This window comes from Gordonibacter sp. 28C, from assembly GCF_003339845.1.
In the GTDB taxonomy this organism is placed as follows: Bacteria; Actinomycetota; Coriobacteriia; order Coriobacteriales; family Eggerthellaceae; genus Gordonibacter.
In genome coordinates this window covers 44512-63123 of the sequence record NZ_PPTR01000003.1, presented here as the reverse complement: position 1 = coordinate 63123, position 18612 = coordinate 44512, and the positions used below count along the sequence as shown (strand labels likewise).

General features: G+C 68.8%; 16 protein-coding genes. 15 read left to right on the top strand and 1 reads right to left on the bottom strand.

Going from position 1 to position 18612, the window contains the following annotated elements; translation table 11 throughout:
- The first annotated feature begins 228 nt into the window (after positions 1-228).
- The 4 genes from C1878_RS04545 to C1878_RS04530 are packed head-to-tail and all read left to right on the top strand — an operon-like array spanning position 229 to position 4259.
- Positions 229-960 (top strand): amino acid ABC transporter ATP-binding protein, encoded by a 732-nt coding sequence (locus C1878_RS04545; RefSeq protein WP_114600515.1) that lies wholly within the window; start codon positions 229-231, stop codon positions 958-960.
- 8 nt (positions 961-968) lie between these two features.
- A complete protein-coding gene (locus tag C1878_RS04540; protein WP_114600514.1) occupies positions 969-1790 on the top strand; it encodes a transporter substrate-binding domain-containing protein in 822 nt (273 codons plus the stop codon).
- Positions 1783-3600: an amino acid ABC transporter permease gene (locus tag C1878_RS04535; protein WP_114600513.1), complete on the top strand. Its 1818-nt coding sequence runs from the start codon at positions 1783-1785 to the stop codon at positions 3598-3600. Before C1878_RS04540 ends, C1878_RS04535 begins: the two co-directional genes overlap by 8 nt.
- The gene (locus C1878_RS04530; protein ID WP_114600512.1) at positions 3597-4259 is read left to right on the top strand and encodes an amino acid ABC transporter permease; all 663 of its coding nucleotides are present in this window, start codon (positions 3597-3599) and stop codon (positions 4257-4259) included. Before C1878_RS04535 ends, C1878_RS04530 begins: the two co-directional genes overlap by 4 nt.
- 30 nt (positions 4260-4289) lie before the next feature.
- Here the strand turns inward: C1878_RS04530 and C1878_RS04525 are convergent, their stop codons facing one another.
- Complete coding sequence (locus C1878_RS04525) at positions 4290-4757, bottom strand: hypothetical protein (protein ID WP_114600511.1); 468 nt, start codon at positions 4755-4757, stop codon at positions 4290-4292.
- A gap of 570 nt (positions 4758-5327) precedes the next feature.
- Here C1878_RS04525 and C1878_RS04520 point away from each other — a divergent pair.
- From C1878_RS04520 to C1878_RS04470, 11 genes are all read left to right on the top strand, one after another.
- Positions 5328-7853, top strand: a complete 2526-nt coding sequence (locus tag C1878_RS04520) for a DNA topoisomerase I (protein ID WP_114600510.1) — start codon at positions 5328-5330, stop codon at positions 7851-7853.
- 549 nt (positions 7854-8402) lie between these two features.
- The gene (gene mdh / locus C1878_RS04515) at positions 8403-9326 is read left to right on the top strand and encodes a malate dehydrogenase (RefSeq protein ID WP_114600509.1); all 924 of its coding nucleotides are present in this window, start codon (positions 8403-8405) and stop codon (positions 9324-9326) included.
- Between the two features lie 208 nt (positions 9327-9534).
- Entirely contained in the window at positions 9535-10326 is a 792-nt protein-coding gene (locus tag C1878_RS04510; RefSeq protein ID WP_114600508.1) for a nitroreductase family protein, read from the top strand.
- A 136-nt stretch (positions 10327-10462) separates the two neighbouring features.
- Positions 10463-10783 carry a hypothetical protein gene (locus C1878_RS04505; protein WP_114600507.1) on the top strand — a complete coding sequence of 107 codons (321 nt, stop codon included), beginning with the start codon at positions 10463-10465 and terminating at the stop codon, positions 10781-10783.
- 14 nt (positions 10784-10797) lie between these two features.
- The gene (locus C1878_RS04500; protein ID WP_080145037.1) at positions 10798-10989 is read left to right on the top strand and encodes a helix-turn-helix transcriptional regulator; all 192 of its coding nucleotides are present in this window, start codon (positions 10798-10800) and stop codon (positions 10987-10989) included.
- Between the two features lie 613 nt (positions 10990-11602).
- Positions 11603-12661 carry a fumarate hydratase gene (locus tag C1878_RS04495; RefSeq protein WP_241963605.1) on the top strand — a complete coding sequence of 353 codons (1059 nt, stop codon included), beginning with the start codon at positions 11603-11605 and terminating at the stop codon, positions 12659-12661.
- Positions 12654-13199 (top strand): fumarate hydratase C-terminal domain-containing protein, encoded by a 546-nt coding sequence (locus C1878_RS04490; RefSeq protein WP_114600506.1) that lies wholly within the window; start codon positions 12654-12656, stop codon positions 13197-13199. The genes C1878_RS04495 and C1878_RS04490 overlap by 8 nt, the downstream gene beginning before the upstream one ends.
- Positions 13200-13243: 44 nt before the next feature.
- Positions 13244-14155, top strand: coding sequence for a dTMP kinase (gene tmk / locus C1878_RS04485; RefSeq protein ID WP_199519288.1), 912 nt, complete (start codon positions 13244-13246; stop codon positions 14153-14155).
- A 3-nt stretch (positions 14156-14158) separates the two neighbouring features.
- On the top strand, positions 14159-15328 hold the full coding sequence (locus C1878_RS04480) for an ATP-binding protein (protein WP_114600505.1): 1170 nt from the start codon (positions 14159-14161) through the stop codon (positions 15326-15328).
- A 14-nt stretch (positions 15329-15342) separates the two neighbouring features.
- The gene (locus C1878_RS04475) at positions 15343-16848 is read left to right on the top strand and encodes a regulatory iron-sulfur-containing complex subunit RicT (RefSeq protein ID WP_114600504.1); all 1506 of its coding nucleotides are present in this window, start codon (positions 15343-15345) and stop codon (positions 16846-16848) included.
- Positions 16849-17150: 302 nt separating this feature from the next.
- On the top strand, positions 17151-18611 hold the full coding sequence (locus C1878_RS04470) for a nicotinate phosphoribosyltransferase (protein ID WP_114600503.1): 1461 nt from the start codon (positions 17151-17153) through the stop codon (positions 18609-18611).
- The last annotated feature ends 1 nt before the right edge of the window (position 18612 follow it).

The following is an 18612-nucleotide window of genomic DNA, read 5'->3' as shown; positions in this document are numbered from 1 at the left end:
CGGTTGGCACCGCGCGGGATCCAACGAACCCGCTTCGCTCGCTCATGATGGCATGATGCGCAGCCTCCGCACGCCGCTTTCGCTATCGTCAATCTCCCGTAACCTCCCTGCCATCTGGGGAGATGGCGTGCGTGCTAGACTGGGCGACGCATGTTGTCATGAATTCTGGCAGGACCGCGGCGCGCAGACGATCGCGGCCTTTCACGCGGGAAACGGGAGGCTTCTGCTGTGGGCAGCGCTATATCGGTCAAGGACATACGCAAGAACTTCGGCGCGGTGGAGGCGCTTCGCGGCGTGTCGCTCGAAGTCGCCTCCGGCGAGAAGGTGGTGATCATCGGCCCCTCGGGCTCGGGCAAGAGCGTGCTCATCCGCTGCATCAACGGGCTCGAGACGCCGGACTCCGGGTCCATCGTGGTGGACGGCATGGACCTCGCGGACCGCAAGGTCAACGCCCGCGCCCTCGCGCGCGACGTGGCCATGGTGTTCCAGAGCTACAACCTCTACCCGCACAAGACCGTGCTCGAGAACGTGACGCTCGCGCCCATCAAGGTGCTCAAGGTGCCGCGCGAGCAGGCCGAGCGCGACGGGCGGGCGTACCTTGAACGCGTGGGGCTGGAGAGCAAGCTCAACCAGTACCCCGACCAGCTCTCCGGCGGCCAGCAACAGCGCGTGGCCATCGCCCGCGCCCTCAACATGCATCCGAAGATCATGCTGCTGGACGAGCCCACGAGCGCGCTCGACCCCGAGATGGTGCAGGAGGTGCTCGACGTCATCAAGTCGCTCGCCGAGACCAGCATGACCATCGTCATGGTCACCCATGAGATGGGGCTGGCCCGCGAGGCGGCCGACAAGGTCGTGTTCATGGAGAACGGCCTGGTGGTGGACCAGGGATCGCCGCATTACCTGTTCGACGAGACGGACAACGCCCGCGTCAAGAGCTTCCTCTCGAAGATACTGTGAGGCGCGCCATGCTGACCAGGAGAGGCTTCATACGCGCTTCGGCGCTCGCGGCGGCCGGGCTCGCGTTCGGCGCGCCCCTTGCCCTCACGGGGTGCACCGCCGACGCAGACGTGCTGCGCGTGGGCACGAAGATCGACGTGCCCGGCTTCGGCTTCCAGAACCCCGAGACGGGCAACATCGAGGGCATGGAGGTGGACATCGCGCGCGAGCTGGCCAAGCGCATCAAGGGCAGCCCCGACGCGTTGCAGGTGACGGGCGTGAACGTGACCACGCGCGGCGCGATGCTCGACAACGGCACGCTCGACGCGACGCTGGCCACGTTCACCATCACCGACGCGCGCAAGAAGAGCTACAACTTCTCGCGCCCCTACTACACCGACCACATCGGCGTGCTGGTGAAGAAGTCGTCGGGCATCACCGACCTGCGCGACCTGGACGGCAAGACCGTGGGCGTGGCGCTGTCGGCCACGACGCGCGACAAGCTCACGGCCGCCGGCGACGAGATCGGCATCCACATGAAGTTCGCCGAGTACTCCACCTACCCCGAGATCAAGATCGCGCTGGTCACCGGGCGCGTGGACGCGTTCTCGGTGGACCGCTCCATCTTGAACGGCTACGTGGACGGCTCCACCATGCTGCTGGACACGCAGTTCGCGCCGCAGGAGTACGGCGTGGCCACGAAGAAGTCGAACACCCAGCTGGCCGACCAGGTGGACGCCGCCATCGCCGCCATGGCCGACGACGGCACGCTGCGCTCGCTCGAGGAGCGCTGGGGGCTCGTGGACGACGCGCCCGCCGGCGACGGGAAGGGCGGTGGCCAGGATGCTTGACATCTTCGCCCCCTACAAATGGGAGGCGCTCTTCCAACGCTGGCCCGACATCCTGGCCGCGTTCGGCACCACGGTGGGCATCTCGGCGCTCGCCCTGGTCATCGCGCTGGTTTTGGGCATCGTGTTCGGCGTGCTGTCCGTGTCGCGCATCGCGCCTTTGCGCTGGATCACCCGCGTGTACGTGGAAGTGGTGCAGAACGTGCCGCTGCTTCTGCAGGTGTTCGTGTTCTACGCCATCTTCCCGCTGCTGGGGCTTTCTCTGGCCGCGTTCTGGATCGGCGTGCTGGCCATCGGCATCTACCACGGCGGCTACATATCCGAGGTCGTGCGCAGCGGTATCGGCTCCATCCACCGCGGCCAGTTCGAGGCGGCGAGGAGCCAGGGCTTCTCGTACTGGCAGACCATGTTCGTGATCATTCTGCCCCAGGCCATACGCATCATCATGCCGCCTTTGGCCGTGCAGGCGGCGAACCTGGTGAAGAACACCTCGGTGCTCGCGCTCATCGCGGGCGGCGAGCTCATGTACTTCTCGAACTCGTTCGCCGGGGCCACGAGCTACTACGGGCCCGTGTACGTGGTGGCCGCGATCCTGTACTTCGTCATCTGCTTCCCGCTGTCGCGCTTGGCGCTGTACCTGGAGCGCCGCACCCGCGCGCACCGGCACCTGGCAACGGGCGACGCCACCGAGGAGCTGGGCGAGGACACGATGGAGGTCACGCCGGGCACGCACGACATCACCGGGCGCGCGGCGGCCGACGCCATGGCCGGCGGCGTGGGCACCATGCTCGACACGGTGGACATAGCCCCGGCCCGGCAGGCCCCCTCGCCGCGCCACCCGCTGCACGTGCTGGGCGAGGACGCCGACGCCGAGGCGGGGGAGCGCGGGCCGCTGGAGCAGGCGTTCACCGGCCGCGTGGCCGCCGAGATCGCCGACGAGATCGGCCGCGAGATAGCGCAGGAGATAGCCGAGGAGTGCGGCGACGACGAGGCGTGCGCGGCCCGCATCATGCGCACCAAGGCCGGCCGCGTGAAGGCGCATCGGCGCCTGGAGCGCCGCGTGGCGGCCCGTCGCGGCGTCGAAGGCGTGGCGAGCGACGGGGTCGAGCCGGGCGCCGCCGAGCCGGCTTCCTCCCATGCCGTGGCGCAGGGCGTGCGCGACCTGGGTTCGAACCGCACGCCGGCGGCCGACGAGGCGCTGGCTTCCCGCGCCGAGACGGCCACGAGCGACCGCATCACGAAGGACGTGCGCAAGCGCGTGGACGGGCGCGGCGAGGCGCCCGCAGCCGGCGAGACGCCTGGAACCGACGAGGCCGAACGCGCTCCCGAGCGGGCCGCGCGCGAGGAGGGCCCCCGCGCGGTGCGCCACCTGCGGGCCGACGCGCGCGACGAGGCGGAGCTGGACGAGGAGGCCTTCCTCGACAACGACTACCTGCCCGGCGAGCTGGACGCGCCCGGCGAGCGGGACGCCCACGTGCGCGCTCCGCGCGACGAGGCCGATTTCGATGCGGAATCGCAAGACGCGGTCGTCCGCCGGGAGCGTCGGGAACGTCGCCGCGCCTTCGACGTGCGCGAGGCGTCGGACGGTCCCGAGACGGTGGAGCACGACGACGTGAGCATGGAGGCGTTGGCCAACGAGGCCGATCGCGTCGCCTCCGAAGCCGCCGAGCGCGACGCGCGTGCGATGCGGATGGAATTGGGCGAGATCGCCGCAGGCGAGGAAGCGGCCACCACGCCCGGGCCTAAGGGCCGCAAGCGCCCGGACGGCGTTGCGCCCGCGGACGGCGACGGCGGACGAGAGGAGGACCGATGAGCGATATAACCGCGCTGTTCACCTGGGTGAACCTCCGATTCCTGCTGCAGGGCCTGGGCATGACGCTGCTCATCTCCGCGCTTGCCATCGCCTGCTCGGTGGTGCTCGGCACCGTCATCTCCGTCATGCGCACGTCGAACAGCCGCGTGCTGCGCGGCGTGGCCACCGTCTACATCGAGGTGTTCAAGAACACGCCGCTGCTTTTGTGGATCATGTTCACGTTCTTCGTGGCGCAGCTGCCGCCCATCGGCGCGGCCGTGCTGGCGTTCACCCTCTTCACCAGCGCCAGCGTTGCCGAGATCGTGCGCGGCGGCCTGGCGAGCGTGCCGTTCGGCCAGTACGAGGCCGCAAGGAGCCAAGGCTTCTCCACCGTGCAGACCTACCTGCTGATCATCCTTCCGCAGGCGCTGCGCAACATGGTGCCCGCGCTGCTGTCGCAGTTCGTCACCACCATCAAGGACACGAGCTACCTGTGGGGCGCTATGGCGCTGCAGGAGCTCATGGGCCGCGGCATGATACTCATGAACAGCTACAACTCCACGGTGCAGATATTCGCCATCTTCGGCATCATGGCCGCGATCTACTTCGTCGTGTGCTTCACGCTATCGCAGATCGTGCGCGCCTACCAGCGCCGCCTGAAGGAGGCCCGCGCGGGGTAGGGGGTTTGCGGACGCCGCCTGCAGAGCCGGCTATCCGAGCAGCGTGAGGTACGGCAGGTAGGCTTGCGCGCTTTCGGGCACGGCCAGGGTGACGTTCTGCCCGTAGGCGTTCACCGTGACGTAGGAGGGATCCTCGTAGGTGGTGATGGTGCCGTCGACCCCCAGGGCGCTGGCGCTCTCCGTGCCGGTTGCCACGGCGTCGCCCGGCAACGCGACGGCTTGCCAGTCGTTTATGGCCAGGCCGGCCACGGCTTCGTCGAACTGCTCGTCGGTCAGGCCGGTGGCGGCCTGGATGGCTGAGCGGTTCGATTCCACGGCGTCGTTGATCTTCCCCTTGACGTCGGCGGCGTCCATGGCGACGTTCGCGACGGCCGCCTTGGCGCTCTGCGCCGCGTCGCTCACCGGGCCGAGCGAGGGGTTCGAAAGGGCCACCAGGCCCACGCCCACCAGCACCACGACGACGAGCAGTCCGAGCAGCACTCCAAGCAGTTTCTTCATGGAACGACTCCTTGCGGTCTTCGAGGGGCGTTTGCGGCGCTCCGAGCGGAGCGGACGGACGGGCGATGCCGCCGCTGGTGCGTTTCGTGGTCGATACGCGCGGCGGTGAGTGGGTCGGTTCGGCGGCTTCACCTTGAAGGATAGCCTAACCGAGAATCGCCCGGTTCACGAAACGCCCGCAGCTTCTCCAACGCGCGGTAACGAAATCCCCATCGCATTTCCCGAACTCGCTTTGGCCCCGTCGCCCGTTTGTTGTGGGGCGATCAGGGGTTTTCTGGCCGCGTTGAAAACCTGCAAGGTTTGATCCCTCGCCGGTCCGCCTATCCGCCCCTTTCCAGCCCTGTCGGGAAGGTTCGCGCTTTCTTCAAGAGAATCGCAATTTTCACCGCATTCGCGAAAAATCGTGTATGCTAACGTCTGCTGCGCCCGACATCGGGTGCGCGCGCCGTTTCGACGGCCCGCGCCCGTCGCGAGCGCTTCATCCCCGCACACGTTAATAAACCAGTTGGGGCAATCGTGTGAACGTAACCAGGCCGCGGGAGGCGGCCCCGTTGAAACAGGAGGAACCGCGTGAAGCTGGTGGTAACCGAGAAGAACGACGCGGCTCAGAAAATCGCCGATTTGCTCGGCGTGAAGAAACCCAAGGCGGACAAGGTGTATTCCACGCCGGTGTACCGCTTCGACGTGGACGGCGAGGAATGGGTGACCATCGGCCTGCGCGGCCACATCCTGGAGCCCGACTTCACCCCCTCGATGGTGTACAAGAAGCGCGGCGGCTGGCAGGGCGTGACCGAGGAGGGCGAGACGTTTCCCGCCGACCTGCCCGCGACGCTGCCCAAACCCCCCTTCAAAAAGAAGAAGCCCTTCACCGAAGACGGCGTGGAGCTGAAGACGTGGAAGATGGACGCGCTGCCGTACCTGGTGTACGCGCCCATCAAGAAGCAGCCCAAGGAGAAGGAGATCATCCGCTCCCTGAAGAACCTGGCGAAGAAGGCCGACTCGGTCATCATCGCCACCGACTTCGACCGCGAGGGCGAGCTCATCGGAAGCGACGCGCTCTCGTGCATCCAGGAAGTGAACGACACGGCGCCCGTGTCCCGCGCCCGCTACTCGGCGTTCACGAAGGAGGAGATCACACACGCGTTCTCCAACCTGGTGGAGCTTGACGTGAACCTGGCGTCCGCCGGCGCGTCGCGCCAGGACATCGACCTCATCTGGGGCGCGGTGCTCACGCGCTACCTGACGCTCGTGAAGTTCGCCGGCTACGGCAACGTGCGCTCGTCCGGCCGCGTGCAAACGCCAACCCTCGCGCTCATCGTGGCCAAGGAGCGCGAGCGCCTGGCGTTCGTGCCCGAGGACTACTGGGTGATCCGCGGCGCGTTCGGCGCCGACCCGGACGCCTTCGAGGCCCCGCACGCCACGGCCCGCTTCAAGGTGGAGGCCGAGGCGCAAGCCGTCATGGCGCACGTGGAGGGCGCGACAACCGCCACGGTGTCGTCCGTGGAGAAGAAGAAACGCACGGTGCAGCCGCCCGCGCCGTTCAACACCACCTCGCTCATGGCCGCCGCGTCGGCCGAGGGCATCTCGCCCGCGCGCACCATGCGCATCGCCGAGAGCCTGTACATGGACGGCTACATCTCGTACCCCCGCGTGGACAACACGGTGTACCCCAGCTCGCTCGACCTGGCCGAGACGGTGAAGGCCATCTCCGGCAACCCCGCCTACGCGCCGTACTGCAAGGAGCTTTTGGCAAAAGGCGAGCTCAAGGCCACGCGCGGCAAGAAGGAGACGACGGACCACCCGCCCATCTACCCCACGGCCAAAGCCACGCCCGACGATTTGGCGCCGGCCGACTACAAGCTGTACAACCTCATCGCGCGCCGCTTCTTGGCGACGCTGTCCGAGGCGGCGGTCATCGAGGGCACGAAGGTGACGCTCGACGTGAACGCCGAGCCGTTCGTGGCGAAGGGCGACGTGCTGGTGAAGCCGGGCTACCGCGCCATCTACCCCTACGGCCTGAAGAAGGACGAGCAGCTTCCTGCGCTTTCCGAGGGCGAGACCATCGCGTTCGGCGGCGCCACGTGCACGAAGAAGCAGACCGAGCCGCCCGCGCGCTACAGCCAGGGCAAGCTCATCCAGGAGATGGAGAAGCTGGGCCTGGGCACGAAGTCCACGCGCCACTCCATCATCGAGCGCCTGTACACGGTGAAGTACATCCAGAACGACCCCATCGAGCCCTCGCAGCTGGGTATGGCGGTGTGCGACGCGCTGGACAAGTTCGCCCCGCACATCACCCACCCCGAGATGACGGCCGAGCTGGAAGAGGAGATGGACAACATCGCCGAGGGCCGCACGACGAAGTCCCAGGTGGTCGACACGTCCCGCAACCTGCTGTCCGAGCAGCTGGCGAGCCTGCTTCCGCACTCGGAAGAGGTGAAGGACGCTCTGGCAGACGCCGTGGCCGCCGACGCCTACGTGGGACCCTGCCCCAAGTGCGGCAAGGATTTGCAGCTGCGCGCGAGCCAGAAGACGCGCGGCATGTTCATCGGCTGCTCCGGCTGGCCCGACTGCGACGTCACGTACCCCCTGCCCAAGGGCAAGGTGGAGGCCGTGCCCGAGCCGTGCCCCACGTGCGGCATGCCCCAGGTGAAGGTGACGGCCTTCCGCAGCAAACCGCGCACCATCTGCATCGACCCGAACTGCTCCACGAACAAGGAGCCCGACGTGGAGGTGGGCGAGTGTCCCGCCTGCAAGGCGAAGGGCAAAACGGCCAAGCTCATCGCGCAGAAGAACCCGCGCACGCTGAAGCGCTTCATCCGCTGCGAGAACTACGACGAATGCGGCACGGGCTACCCGCTGCCCCAGTACGGGGCGCTGGCCGCCACGGGCGAGGTGTGCGAGCACTGCGGCGCGCCCATGGTCATCGTCACCACGAACCGCGGCCCCTGGAAGCTCTGCCCGAACTTCGACTGCCCCGGCAAGGAGCAGGACGAGGACAAGAAGGACGCCAAGGGCGGCGCCAAGAAGCCGGCCGTGAAGAAGCCGGCTGCGAAGAAAGCCCCCGCCAAGCGCAAGGCGCCCGCCAAGAAGGCCTAACGCCCGCGCATCCGTTTCGCCCTTCGACGGCGCAGCCCAACGGCTGCGCCGTTTTTTCGTGGCCGACGTGGTCATCGGACCGGCCAGTCGGTTCTTCGCGTCGAATCGTCATAGAGGCCGCGCGCCTGGACGCTCGCGAACCAAGGCGCTTGAAAGCGGGCCGGGCGACGATGCCCCCGCCCGTCTGGAACCTTCCGCAGAGGTTGGCCGACTTGCCGCAGGCGGATCGACGGGATTGCGCCGACGGCGATCCGACGGGGAAGTCGGCCTCGAACGCACGGTTTTCGCCGCAATGTTACGTTTTGCGGAAGGTTTTCGGGGCCACGATGTCGCGCATGCCGTCGCCGACGAGCATTTTCCCAGATGGCGCTGCTTCACGGCGGAAGCTCTCGGACCGAAGCGTAACATTGCGGCGAAAACCGTGCGTTCGAGGTCCGTGAAGCATGCCGCGACGTGCCGTTTCGCTGGAGATGCGCGGCTCCCGGCCGCCGACGGCGGCGCGGGGCGCTACAATGCGGTCGCTGAATCTGACTTCGAAGGAGCTATCACATGTCTAAAGTAACCATCGTCGGCGCCGGCAACGTCGGGGCCACCGCCGCCCACATCATCGCGTCCAAGAACCTGGCCGACGTCGTGCTCATCGACGTGGCCGAGGGCCTGCCGCAGGGCAAGGCGCTCGACATGATGCACATGCGCAGCGTGGAGAAGTTCACGGTGCGCGTGACCGGCACGAACGACTACGCCGACACGCGCGACTCCGACATCGTCGTCATCACGGCGGGCATCGCCCGCAAGCCCGGCATGACGCGCGAGGACCTGCTCGGCGTGAACGCCGGCATCATGAAGTCGGTGATCGGCCAGGCCATGGAGGCTTCCCCGAACGCCGTGTTCATCTGCGTGACGAACCCGCTCGACGTCATGACCACGCTGGCGTATCGGCAGTCGGGCCTGCCGGCGAACCGCCTCATGGGCATGGGTGGCGTTCTGGACTCCTCGCGCCTGTCGTTCGCGGTGTGCGAGAAGCTGGGCTGCGAGCCGGCCGACGTGGTGGCCTGGGCCGTGGGCGCGCACGGCGAGGGCATGGTGTGCTGGCCGCGCTTCACCACGGTTTCCGGCACGCCCATCACCGAGCTCATGGACGAGGCGGCCGTGGCCGAAGCCGTGCAGCGCTGCGTCAAGGGCGGCGCCGAGGTGGTGGCGCACCTCAAGACGGGCAGCGCCTACTACGCGCCGGGCGCGTCCATCGCGAAGATGGTCGAGGCCATCCTGGGCGACACGCACGAGGTCATGAGCGTGTGCGCGCACATCGACGGCCAGTACGGCATCGAGGACCTCTACATGAACGTGCCGGTGCGCCTAGGCAAGGGCGGCGTGGAGGAGGTCGTCGAGTTCGACCTGAACGACGACGAGCTGGCCGCGCTGCAGGCGAGCGCCGACAGCGTCCGCGCGGGGTTGGCGAACCTGCCGGAGTAGGCTCGACCTGCGGGGCGGGCGGGGAGGTCGCACAGGGCTTCTCGCACACTTCGCGAAAGCTCGGCACCCTGCACGACCTCCCCGCCCTTGTTGCGGGTTGGATGGGCCGGCGGGTTACTACTATAGCGCGGATCATGGGGGCGTCGCTTGGGCGGCGCTCCCTTCGTTGGGGGAGGGGTCGAACTCTCCTTAATAAGAGAGGTTCAACATGCTGATAGAGATCGACGTTGAGCGGTGCATCGGGTGCGGGCGTTGCGTGGAAGACTGCGTGGGCGCGAACCTGGCGGTGGAGGATGGCGTTGCCCAGGTGAAAGGGCGCTGCATCCTGTGCGGGCACTGCGTGGCCGTGTGCCCGACCGAGGCGGTGTCCATTCCGGGCTACGACATGGCGGACGTGGAGCCGTGCGCTCCTGCCGGCACGACCATCGACGCGCGGGCGCTGCTCGTAGCCATCAAGTCGCGCCGCAGCGTGCGCGACTACCGCCCGCGCGCGGTGGAGCAGGACGCGCTGCGTCTCGTGCTGGAGGCGGGACGCTACACCGCCACGGCGAAGAACGCCCAAGGCTGCCGCTTCGTCGTGGTGCAGGACGAGCTCGACGAGCTCAAACGCCTCGTGTGGAGCGGTATCGAGGACTTGCTCGCGCTTCCCGCCGCCGACAAGCCGCGCTGGGTCAAGCTCTACAAGCCCTTCCTGCGCGATGCGCGGGCGGGGCGGCAGGACTTCCTGTTCCGCAACGCGCCCGCTGTCGCGTTCGTCGCGGCCGACCGCGCCGACGACGCCGGGCTGGCCGCGCAGAACATGGAGCTCGCGGCGGCCTCGCTCGGCCTGGGCGTCCTGTTCAACGGCTACCTGTGCCGCGCCGCCGAGGAGCTTCCCGCCGTCAAGGCGTTCCTTCAGGCCGAGGACCGGCTCCTGCAGATCTGCATGCTGCTGGGCCACCCCGCCGTTTCCTACCGTCGCACGGCTCCGCGCCTTCCCGGCGACTTCGTGGTGAAGTAGCGGCGCACCACCCGAACGACTTCGCTTTCGAACATGCGAAAAGTAAAGAGCTCTTGACATTTTTGCGCAGGGGTGGCATACTCTGAAAAGTCAAGAGTTCTTTACATTTTCAGAATGAAGGCGGAAGGAGCCGGACATGGACGAGATGGAGAAATCGATCAAGACGCGGTCGGAGTCGCTGGGGTTCAAGCTCGCCCTCTTGCTGCTGGCCACATGGACGCTTGTCGACTTGGTGCTGTACGTGACGACCGGTCGCTTCCACGACATGCTGCCGGGACTCGTGCTCATCGCCGTGCTCCTGGCGCAGGGCCTGTCGGAGGAGTGGATGAAGCGGAGCATGGTGGCGGGCGACGACGAGTACCGCGAGCCCAACCGCGTCGCGCAGCTGCTCGTGGGCGGGCTGGGAGTGGCGATCGTGGCGTTCTTCGCCGGCTTCTTCGCGCTCTACGTGGCGTAGCGGGCGGGCCGGTTATGCGCAACGACATCAAGCGGCTTCGGAAGGAGAAGGGCCTGCGCCAAGAGGATCTGGCCCAGCGCTGCGGCGTGAGCCGCCAGACCATCGTGGCCGTGGAGAACGACAAGTACGACCCCACGCTGCCCCTCGCCCTGCGCCTCGCCCGCGAACTCGGCACGACGGTGGAGGAGCTGTTCCATCTGGACTGACCGGTAGGGTTCGCGTCCGACACGCTGTCGCCTTCCGCATTGGAGGGCGACAGCGTATAGCGCGTTTCCAGCCGCAAGGCGAGCGTCCTGAGCTTCGCACAGTCGCTCAGCTGCACGAAAATCACCGACGTCCCCCTTACCAGCGTTGCATGCGAGCGTTTTCAAGTTGCGCGAACTGGGCAAACGATCGATACGAGTGGGTTGGGTCGATGTGCTCAGGCTCAAAAGCGCCGTGAGACGGGGGACCTCGGTGATTTTTGTGCAACGGTTTATGGAGACGGAGGGTTCCGCGGCCGTTCGGTAGCTCGTGCAAGAAAGCATGCCGGAATTGCACAAAAACCCGCGACGTTTGACGACAGGGAGAGGGGAAAAGCCGTCCTGCTCGAAACGGTGCCGTGCGGCATCGTGGATGCCGTTCTTCCGACCAGGTGATTCTCGGCAGGGACAGGCCGGCGAGGAGGAACGCCCCTCGCCGAGCATCGAGCGTCGCAGATTTTTGCGCGCTTTCGAGCGAGTCGCTTGCGCGGCCCCGTTCCGCAGGGGGTTCGAAGGGGTTGGACGCGCTTACCGCATTTCGCACGGCGAGCGCAATGCTTGCGCTATAATCTTTTCCATGGACACCATCATCACGAAATCACAGGTTGCGGACGCCGTCTACGCGGCCATCCCGCAGCTTGCCTGCGAATTGCCGGCCGACATCGCGGCGGGGCTCGAGGCGGCGCGCGCTGCGGAGGACGGCCCGCGCGGGCGGGCCGTGCTCGACCAGCTGGTGGAGAACGCGCGCATCGCGCGGCAGGACCGCGTGCCCATCTGCCAGGACACCGGCACGGTATGGGTGAGCCTGGAGATAGGGCCGGGCGTCCTCGCGGCCGGCGACGTGTTCGCCGACGTGGACGACGCGGTCGCCCGCGCCTACGACGAGGCGCGCCTGCGCAAGTCGGTGGTGCGCGACGCCGTGCTCGACCGCGCGAACACGGGCGACAACACGCCCGCGTTCTGCGACGTCCACCCGGTGGACGAGGCGGGCACGGCACGGCTGCACGTCATGCTGAAGGGCGGCGGCTCGGACAACGCGAGCCGCGTGGTCATGCTGGTGCCGGGCGCCGGCAAGCAGGGCATCGTGGACGAGCTCGTGCGCTGCGTGCGCGAGAAGGGCGCCAACGCCTGCCCGCCGCTCGTGGTGGGAGTGGGCATCGGCTCCACGTTCGACAAGGTGGCCGGCCTCGCGAAGCGCGCGCTCATGCGGCCGGTGGACGTGCCCGCGGCCGATCCGCGCGTGCGCGCGCTGGAGGAGGAGCTGCTGGAGGCCGTGAACGCCACGGGCGTGGGCCCCGGCGGCCTGGGCGGCCGCACGACGGCGCTGGCCGTGCGCGTGGCCACGGCCCCGTGCCACATCGCCGCGCTGCCGCTCGCCATCAACATGGGTTGCTCCGCCATGCGGAGATGCACGGTGGACTTGTCTGCGGAGGAAGGCCTTTGTCATCCTGAGCGCAGCGCGCAGCGCGGATTCGAAGGATCCCGCGCGGCGTCAGCGTTGAGCGCTGCGGAAGAGGACGGGAACGTGCCGCTCGATCGCTCGTCTGGCCTGGCGGCCCGCGTGGGATCCTTCGGCTCCGCTCCCTGCGGTCGCCCCGCTCAGGATGGAAAAAGCGAGGGGGCGCGTCGTGGCTAGCGTCGACCCTGTCCGTTTGACCCTGCCCCTCGACCGCGCCGCGCTGGCCGACCTGGAGGCCGGCGACGCCTGCCTGCTCACGGGGCCGCTGTACACGCTGCGCGACGCGGGCCACGTACGCCTCATGGCCGAGCTGGAGGCCGCCGGCGGGCAGCTGCCCTACGGCTTGGACGGCCAGACCATCTTCTACGCGGGCCCCACGCCCGCGGCCGCCGGCCGCCCGTTCGGCGCGGTCGGGCCCACCACGGCCAGCCGCATGGACTTCGCGGCGCCGGCGCTGCACCGCGCGGGCATTGCGGCCACGGTGGGGAAGGGCCGGCGCAGCGCCGAGGTGCGCGAGGCGTGCGCGGCCACGGGTTCCGTTTATTTCGTGGCGTGCGGCGGGGCTGCGGCCTACCTGGCGAAGTGCGTGGCATCATCGGAAACGGTGGCGTACGACGACTTGGGCACCGAGGCGCTGCGCCGCATCGAGGTGGTGGACTTCCCCGTGTTCGTGGGCGTGGACGTTCGCGGGCGCGACGTGTACGACCTCGTCTGAGCGCGCCGCCCGTCGGCGCTGATTGTAAGGATCGAAAAGACACCGTGACGCAGCATTTTTCGGAAAGCGATGCCCCCCGCGGCATCTTCATAACGTTCGAGGGCGGCGATGGCGCCGGCAAGACGACGCATATCCGCTTCCTGTCAGAGAAGCTGCGCGAGCGCGGCCGCGAGGTGGTGTGCCTGCGCGAGCCCGGCGGCACCGCCGTGGGCGAAGAGCTGCGCGCCGTGGTGCTGGATCCGAAGAACGAGAACCTGGCCGACGAGGCCGAGCTGCTCATATACGAGGCCGCCCGCGCCCAGATCGTGGCCGAGGTCATCCGGCCGGCTCTCGAGCGCGGCGCCGTGGTGCTGTGCGACCGCTTCGCCGACTCCACCGTGGCCTACCAGGTGCACGGACGCGGCCTGGACGCGGACTTCGTAGAGCGCGCGAACGCCTTCGCCTGCCAGGGCACGGTGCCCCACCGCACCATCCTCATGGTCACGGGCGGCTCGGCGAAGACGGGGCTCGCTCGCGCCACGCACCGCAACGGCGCCGACCGCCTGGAGCTGGCGGGCGAGGAGTTCCACACGCGCGTGAACGAGGGCTTCCTCGCCCTTGCCCGCGACCATGCCGACCGCGTGCGCGTGGTGCAGTCGGCTTCCAAGAAGTCGAAGACGTCGGCCCGCGTGTTCCGCGAGCTGGCGGACCTGTTCCCGTGGATGGCCGACGTTCTGGACGACGAGAAATTTTTCGCCCCGCTCGACGTGCGGCGTCCCCGCCCGCAGGGCGCGGGTTCCGGCAACCGCGCTTCCGGCGGCAAGGGCCGCGGCGCTTCGAAGGGGGCGCGGAGCGGCAGCGGCGGCAGGGGGGCGCGGGGCAACGGCTCCGGAGGCTCCCGCAACGCGTCGAAGGGGCCGGACGGCGGCCGCGCGGCCGCGCCGGATGGCCCGCACGGCGGAAGGCGGGGGAAGTAGGGCATGGCCGATGCCTTCGAGAACATACTCGGCCAGCCGCAGGTGCGCGAGTTTTTGCGCACGAGCGTGGCGAACGGGCGCGTGACGCACGCCTACCTGTTCACGGGGCCGGCCGGCTCGAACAAGACGATGGCGGCCTACGCCCTGGCCCAGGCGCTGCTGTGCCCGAAGGGCCCCCGCGGCCCGCGCGGCGGCCAGTGCGGCGCCTGCGACACGTGCGGCCGCGTCATGCGCAAGAAGCACCCCGACGTGCGCTACTTCGCGCCCGAGGGGGCCGGCGGCTATCTGGTGGACCAGATCCGCGACATCGCGGCCGACACGGCGCTCGCGCCCATCCAGGCCGACAAGAAGATATACATCCTCGACCGCGTGGACCTGCTGGGCGTGCAGGCGGCCAACGCCTTCCTGAAAACGCTGGAGGAGCCGCCGTCCGACGTGGTGCTCATCCTGCTGGGCCGCACGCGCGAGAGCGTGCTTCCCACCATCGTGTCGCGCTGCCAGGTGGTGCCGTTCCGCCACATCCCGGCCAGCGAGGCCGCCGGCATCCTGGCGCAGAACACGGGGGCGTCGCTGGAGAAGGCCCGCATCGCCATCGAGGCGTGCGACGGCTCCATCACGCGCGGCATCGAGTTCCTCAAGTCCAACGAGCGCCTGGCGTTCCGCGCCCGCGTGCTGGAGGCCCTGGCGCTTCTGCGCAACGCCGACGACTGGGACCTGCTGGGGCAGGCGAGCGAGCTCGTGGTGCTGGCGAAGGCCCCGCTCGACGTCGTGCGCGCCGCGCAGGAGGAGGAGCTGGCCGAGAACGCGGACTTTTTGGCGAAGTCGGCCATGCGCCAGATCGAAGCGCGCAACAAGCGCCAGCTCACGGCCAAGAGCTTCGAGTCGCTGCGCCAGCTCACGGCCATCATCCGCTCGTGGCTGCGCGACGTGCTGGCCGTGTGCGCCGAGACGCCCGAGCTCGTGATCAACGTGGACGCCCGCGGCGCGATCGAGGACGCCGCCCGCGCCACCGACGAGGCCCGCGTGGCCGCCGCGCTGGCGGCCGTGCGCCGCTGCGACGAGGCCATCTCGTATAATGTATCCCCTGAAACGTGCATCGACGCGCTGCTCTTCGAAACGAAGGACGCGCTGTACCGCCCCCGCCCGCACGCGGCGGACGCGCGCATGAGATAGAGAGGTATCGGCTAATGGTTCGGATAGCGCCCATAAGGCTCGCTTACAACCCGAAGACGCTCTGGTTCGATCCGGGCGACTTGGAACTGAAGAAGGACGACCCGGTCGTGGTGTCCACGGCGCGCGGCCTGGAGTTCGGCCGCATGGCCGACGACGTGTTCGAGGCCGACGAGGCCCAGGTGAAGAAGCTCAAGACCGCGCTCAAGCCGGTGAAGCGGCTCGCGAGCGAGGAGGACGCCGAGCGGGCCGAGGAGATGTGTCGCCGCTCGGAGGAAGCGCTGCCCGTGTTCAAGCAGATGGCTGCCGAGGCCAGCGAGGACATGCACCCCGTGTCCGTGGAGTTCCTGCTCGACGGCGACAAGGCCGTGTTCTACTTCGAGGCCGAGGAACGCGTGGACTTCCGCGAACTCGTGCGCAAATTGGCCGCGCACTTCCACGTGCGCATCGACATGCGCCAGATCGGCGTGCGCGACGAGGCCCGCATGGTGGGCGGCCTGGGCCATTGCGGCCAGGAGCTGTGCTGCAAGCGCCTGGGCGGCGAGTTCTGCCCCGTGTCCATCCGCATGGCGAAGGAGCAGGACCTCTCGCTGAACCCGCAGAAGATTTCCGGCGTGTGCGGCCGCCTCATGTGCTGCCTGCGCTACGAGTTCGACGCTTACAAGGACTTCAAGAGCCGTGCGCCGAAGCAGAACTCCCAGGTGGAGACGCCGGCGGGCATGGCGAAGGTCGTGGATTTGGACGTGCCGCGCGAGGTGGTGTCGCTCAAGGTCGACGGCGAGAAGCCCGTGAAGGTGCCGCTGGCGGACTTCGACCCCCCCGAGGAGGGCGCGAACCGTCCGAACCGCGTGGGCGAGGAGGCGTGGGACGAGGCCACGACGCAGGCCGTGATAGGCGTGGCGGGCGAAAGCTCCATCTTCGCCACCACGCAGCTCACGGGCGCGGACAAGCTGGCCGACCCCACGGCCGTGCGGCGCACGGGCTCGGGCGGCAAGGGGGGCTCGAAGGGCCGCAACGGCTCCGGGAAGGGCTCCGGCGCGGGCTCCGGGTCCGGCTCGGGGGCGCAGGCGAGCGGCGGCGAGTCGCGCAAGCCGCGCAGGCGCCGCTCGACGAAGGTGTCGGCCGACGGCACGGCCCAGCCCGCCGCGGTGGAGGAGGGATCCTCGAAACGCAAGCCGAAGCAGGGCGGCGACGCGTCCTCGAACGGCGGCAAGAAGCAGGGCGGCCAGAAGAGGGGCGGCCAGGCCGGCGGCAAGAAGGGCCAGGGAGGCCAGAACGGCGGCCGCAACGCCGCCCAGGGCGGCAAGAAGCAGGGTGCGAAGGGCGGCCAGGGCCAGGCGAAATCCGGGCCGCGTCCCGGCCAGAAGTCGTCCGGCCTGCGCCAGCAGGGCGGCGGGGCCCCCGCGCAGAACGGCAGCGGCAAAGCCGGCGGCGCCGCGCCGACGGGCGACGGCGGCCATCGCCGCGCCCGCCGTCGCAGCCACAAGGCGGGCGGTCCGCAGAACCCGGGCGGCGAGGGCTGACGATCTGCGCGTCCGTCGTTGCCCTGGGCGGAGGCGCGAAGCGGCAGGTTGTCATCCTGAGCGGAGGCGCGCAGCGCCGGAGTCGAAGGATCCCGTGCGGCGACAGCGGGAAGCGCCACGGCTGGCGCCGCACGGGATCCTTCGACTGCGCTCCCTGCGGTCGCTCCGCTCAGGATGACAGATGGGGCTGCCGCGCTCGCTCCGCGCGGGGTGGCAAAGCGGGGCGGCTGCGGTCGCTCCGCTTGGGATGACAACGGTGCTGCGGTCGCCCCGTGGTGCGGCTCGAGACAGAGGGAGGACGCATGAACATTGATTACGCGCTGCTCACGGACTTGTACCAGATAACCATGGCGCAGGGCTACTGGGAAAGCGGGAAGGGCGCCACGCAGGCGTGCTTCCACATGTACTTCCGCGACTACCCGTTCAAGGGCGGGTACGCGGTGGCGTGCGGCACGGCGCAGCTGGCCGAGCTCGTGGACGGGTTCGCGTTCTCGGACGAGGATCGCGCCTACCTGGCCTCGCTCGACGCGCCGGGGGGCGGCAAGCTGTTCAAGCCGGCGTTTTTGGACTTCCTGGCCGACTACCGCCTGTCCGTGGACATCGACGCCGTGCCCGAGGGCACCGTGGTGTTCCCGCACGAGCCGCTCGTGCGCGTAACGGGCCCCATCATGGACTGCCAGCTCATCGAGACGGCCCTTCTGAATTGCGTGAACTTCGAAACGCTCATCGCCACGAAGGCCGCGCGCGTGTGCCAGGCGGCCCAGGCTCCCGTGGCGGAGTTCGGCCTGCGCCGCGCCCAGGGGGCGGCGGGAGGCATCTGGGCGAGCCGCGCGGCCGTCGTGGGCGGCTGCGCCTCCACCTCCAACGTGCTGGCGGGCAAGCTGTTCGGCATCCCCGTGTCGGGCACGCACGCGCACTCGTGGGTCATGTCGTTCCCCGACGAGCTTTCCGCCTTCCGCGCCTACGCCGAGGCGTTCCCGAAGAACTGCGTCCTGCTCGTGGACACTTACGACGTGGCGCAGGGCGTGAAAAACGCCATCACGGTGGGGCTCGAGATGCGCGAGCGCGGCGAGCGTTTGGCGGGCATCCGCATCGACTCGGGCGATCTGGCATGGCTTGCCAAGATGGCGCGCGGCATGCTGGACGAGGCCGGGCTTTCCGATTGCGGCATCGTGCTGTCCAACGACCTGGACGAGTTCACCATCCAGTCCATTCGCGACGAAGGGGCGCAGGTGATGTCGTGGGGCGTGGGCACGAAGCTGGCCTGCGCCTACGACCAGCCCACGCTGGGCGGCGTGTACAAGCTGTCGGCCACGCGCGAGCCGGGCGAGGAATCGTGGACCGACCGTTTGAAGATATCCGAGTCCGTGGGCAAGCTCACCACGCCCGGCGTGCTGGACGTGCGGCGCTACTTCTACTGCGACAGCGGGCTTCTGGCCGGCGACATGGTGTTCGACGTGAACGCGCCGGGCGACGGGCAACGCGAGGTCATCGTGGATCCTTCCGACGACCTGCGGCAGAAGAACCTCGCCGGGCTGTGCTCCGAGACGCTGCTGAAGCCGCTCGCGCGCGACGGGGGCGTGGTGCTCGACGCGTCCGAGCGAGACGCGCTGGCCGCGCGCGGGCGGGCGCGGGCGGGCCTCGCCCTGCTCGACGAGAGCCAGAAGCGCATGCTGAACCCGCACACCTATCCCGTCGGCCTCGAATATGGTCTTTTTGAGCGCCGCCGCGAATTGGTTGCCCGCATGCGCGGCATCGCGTAGT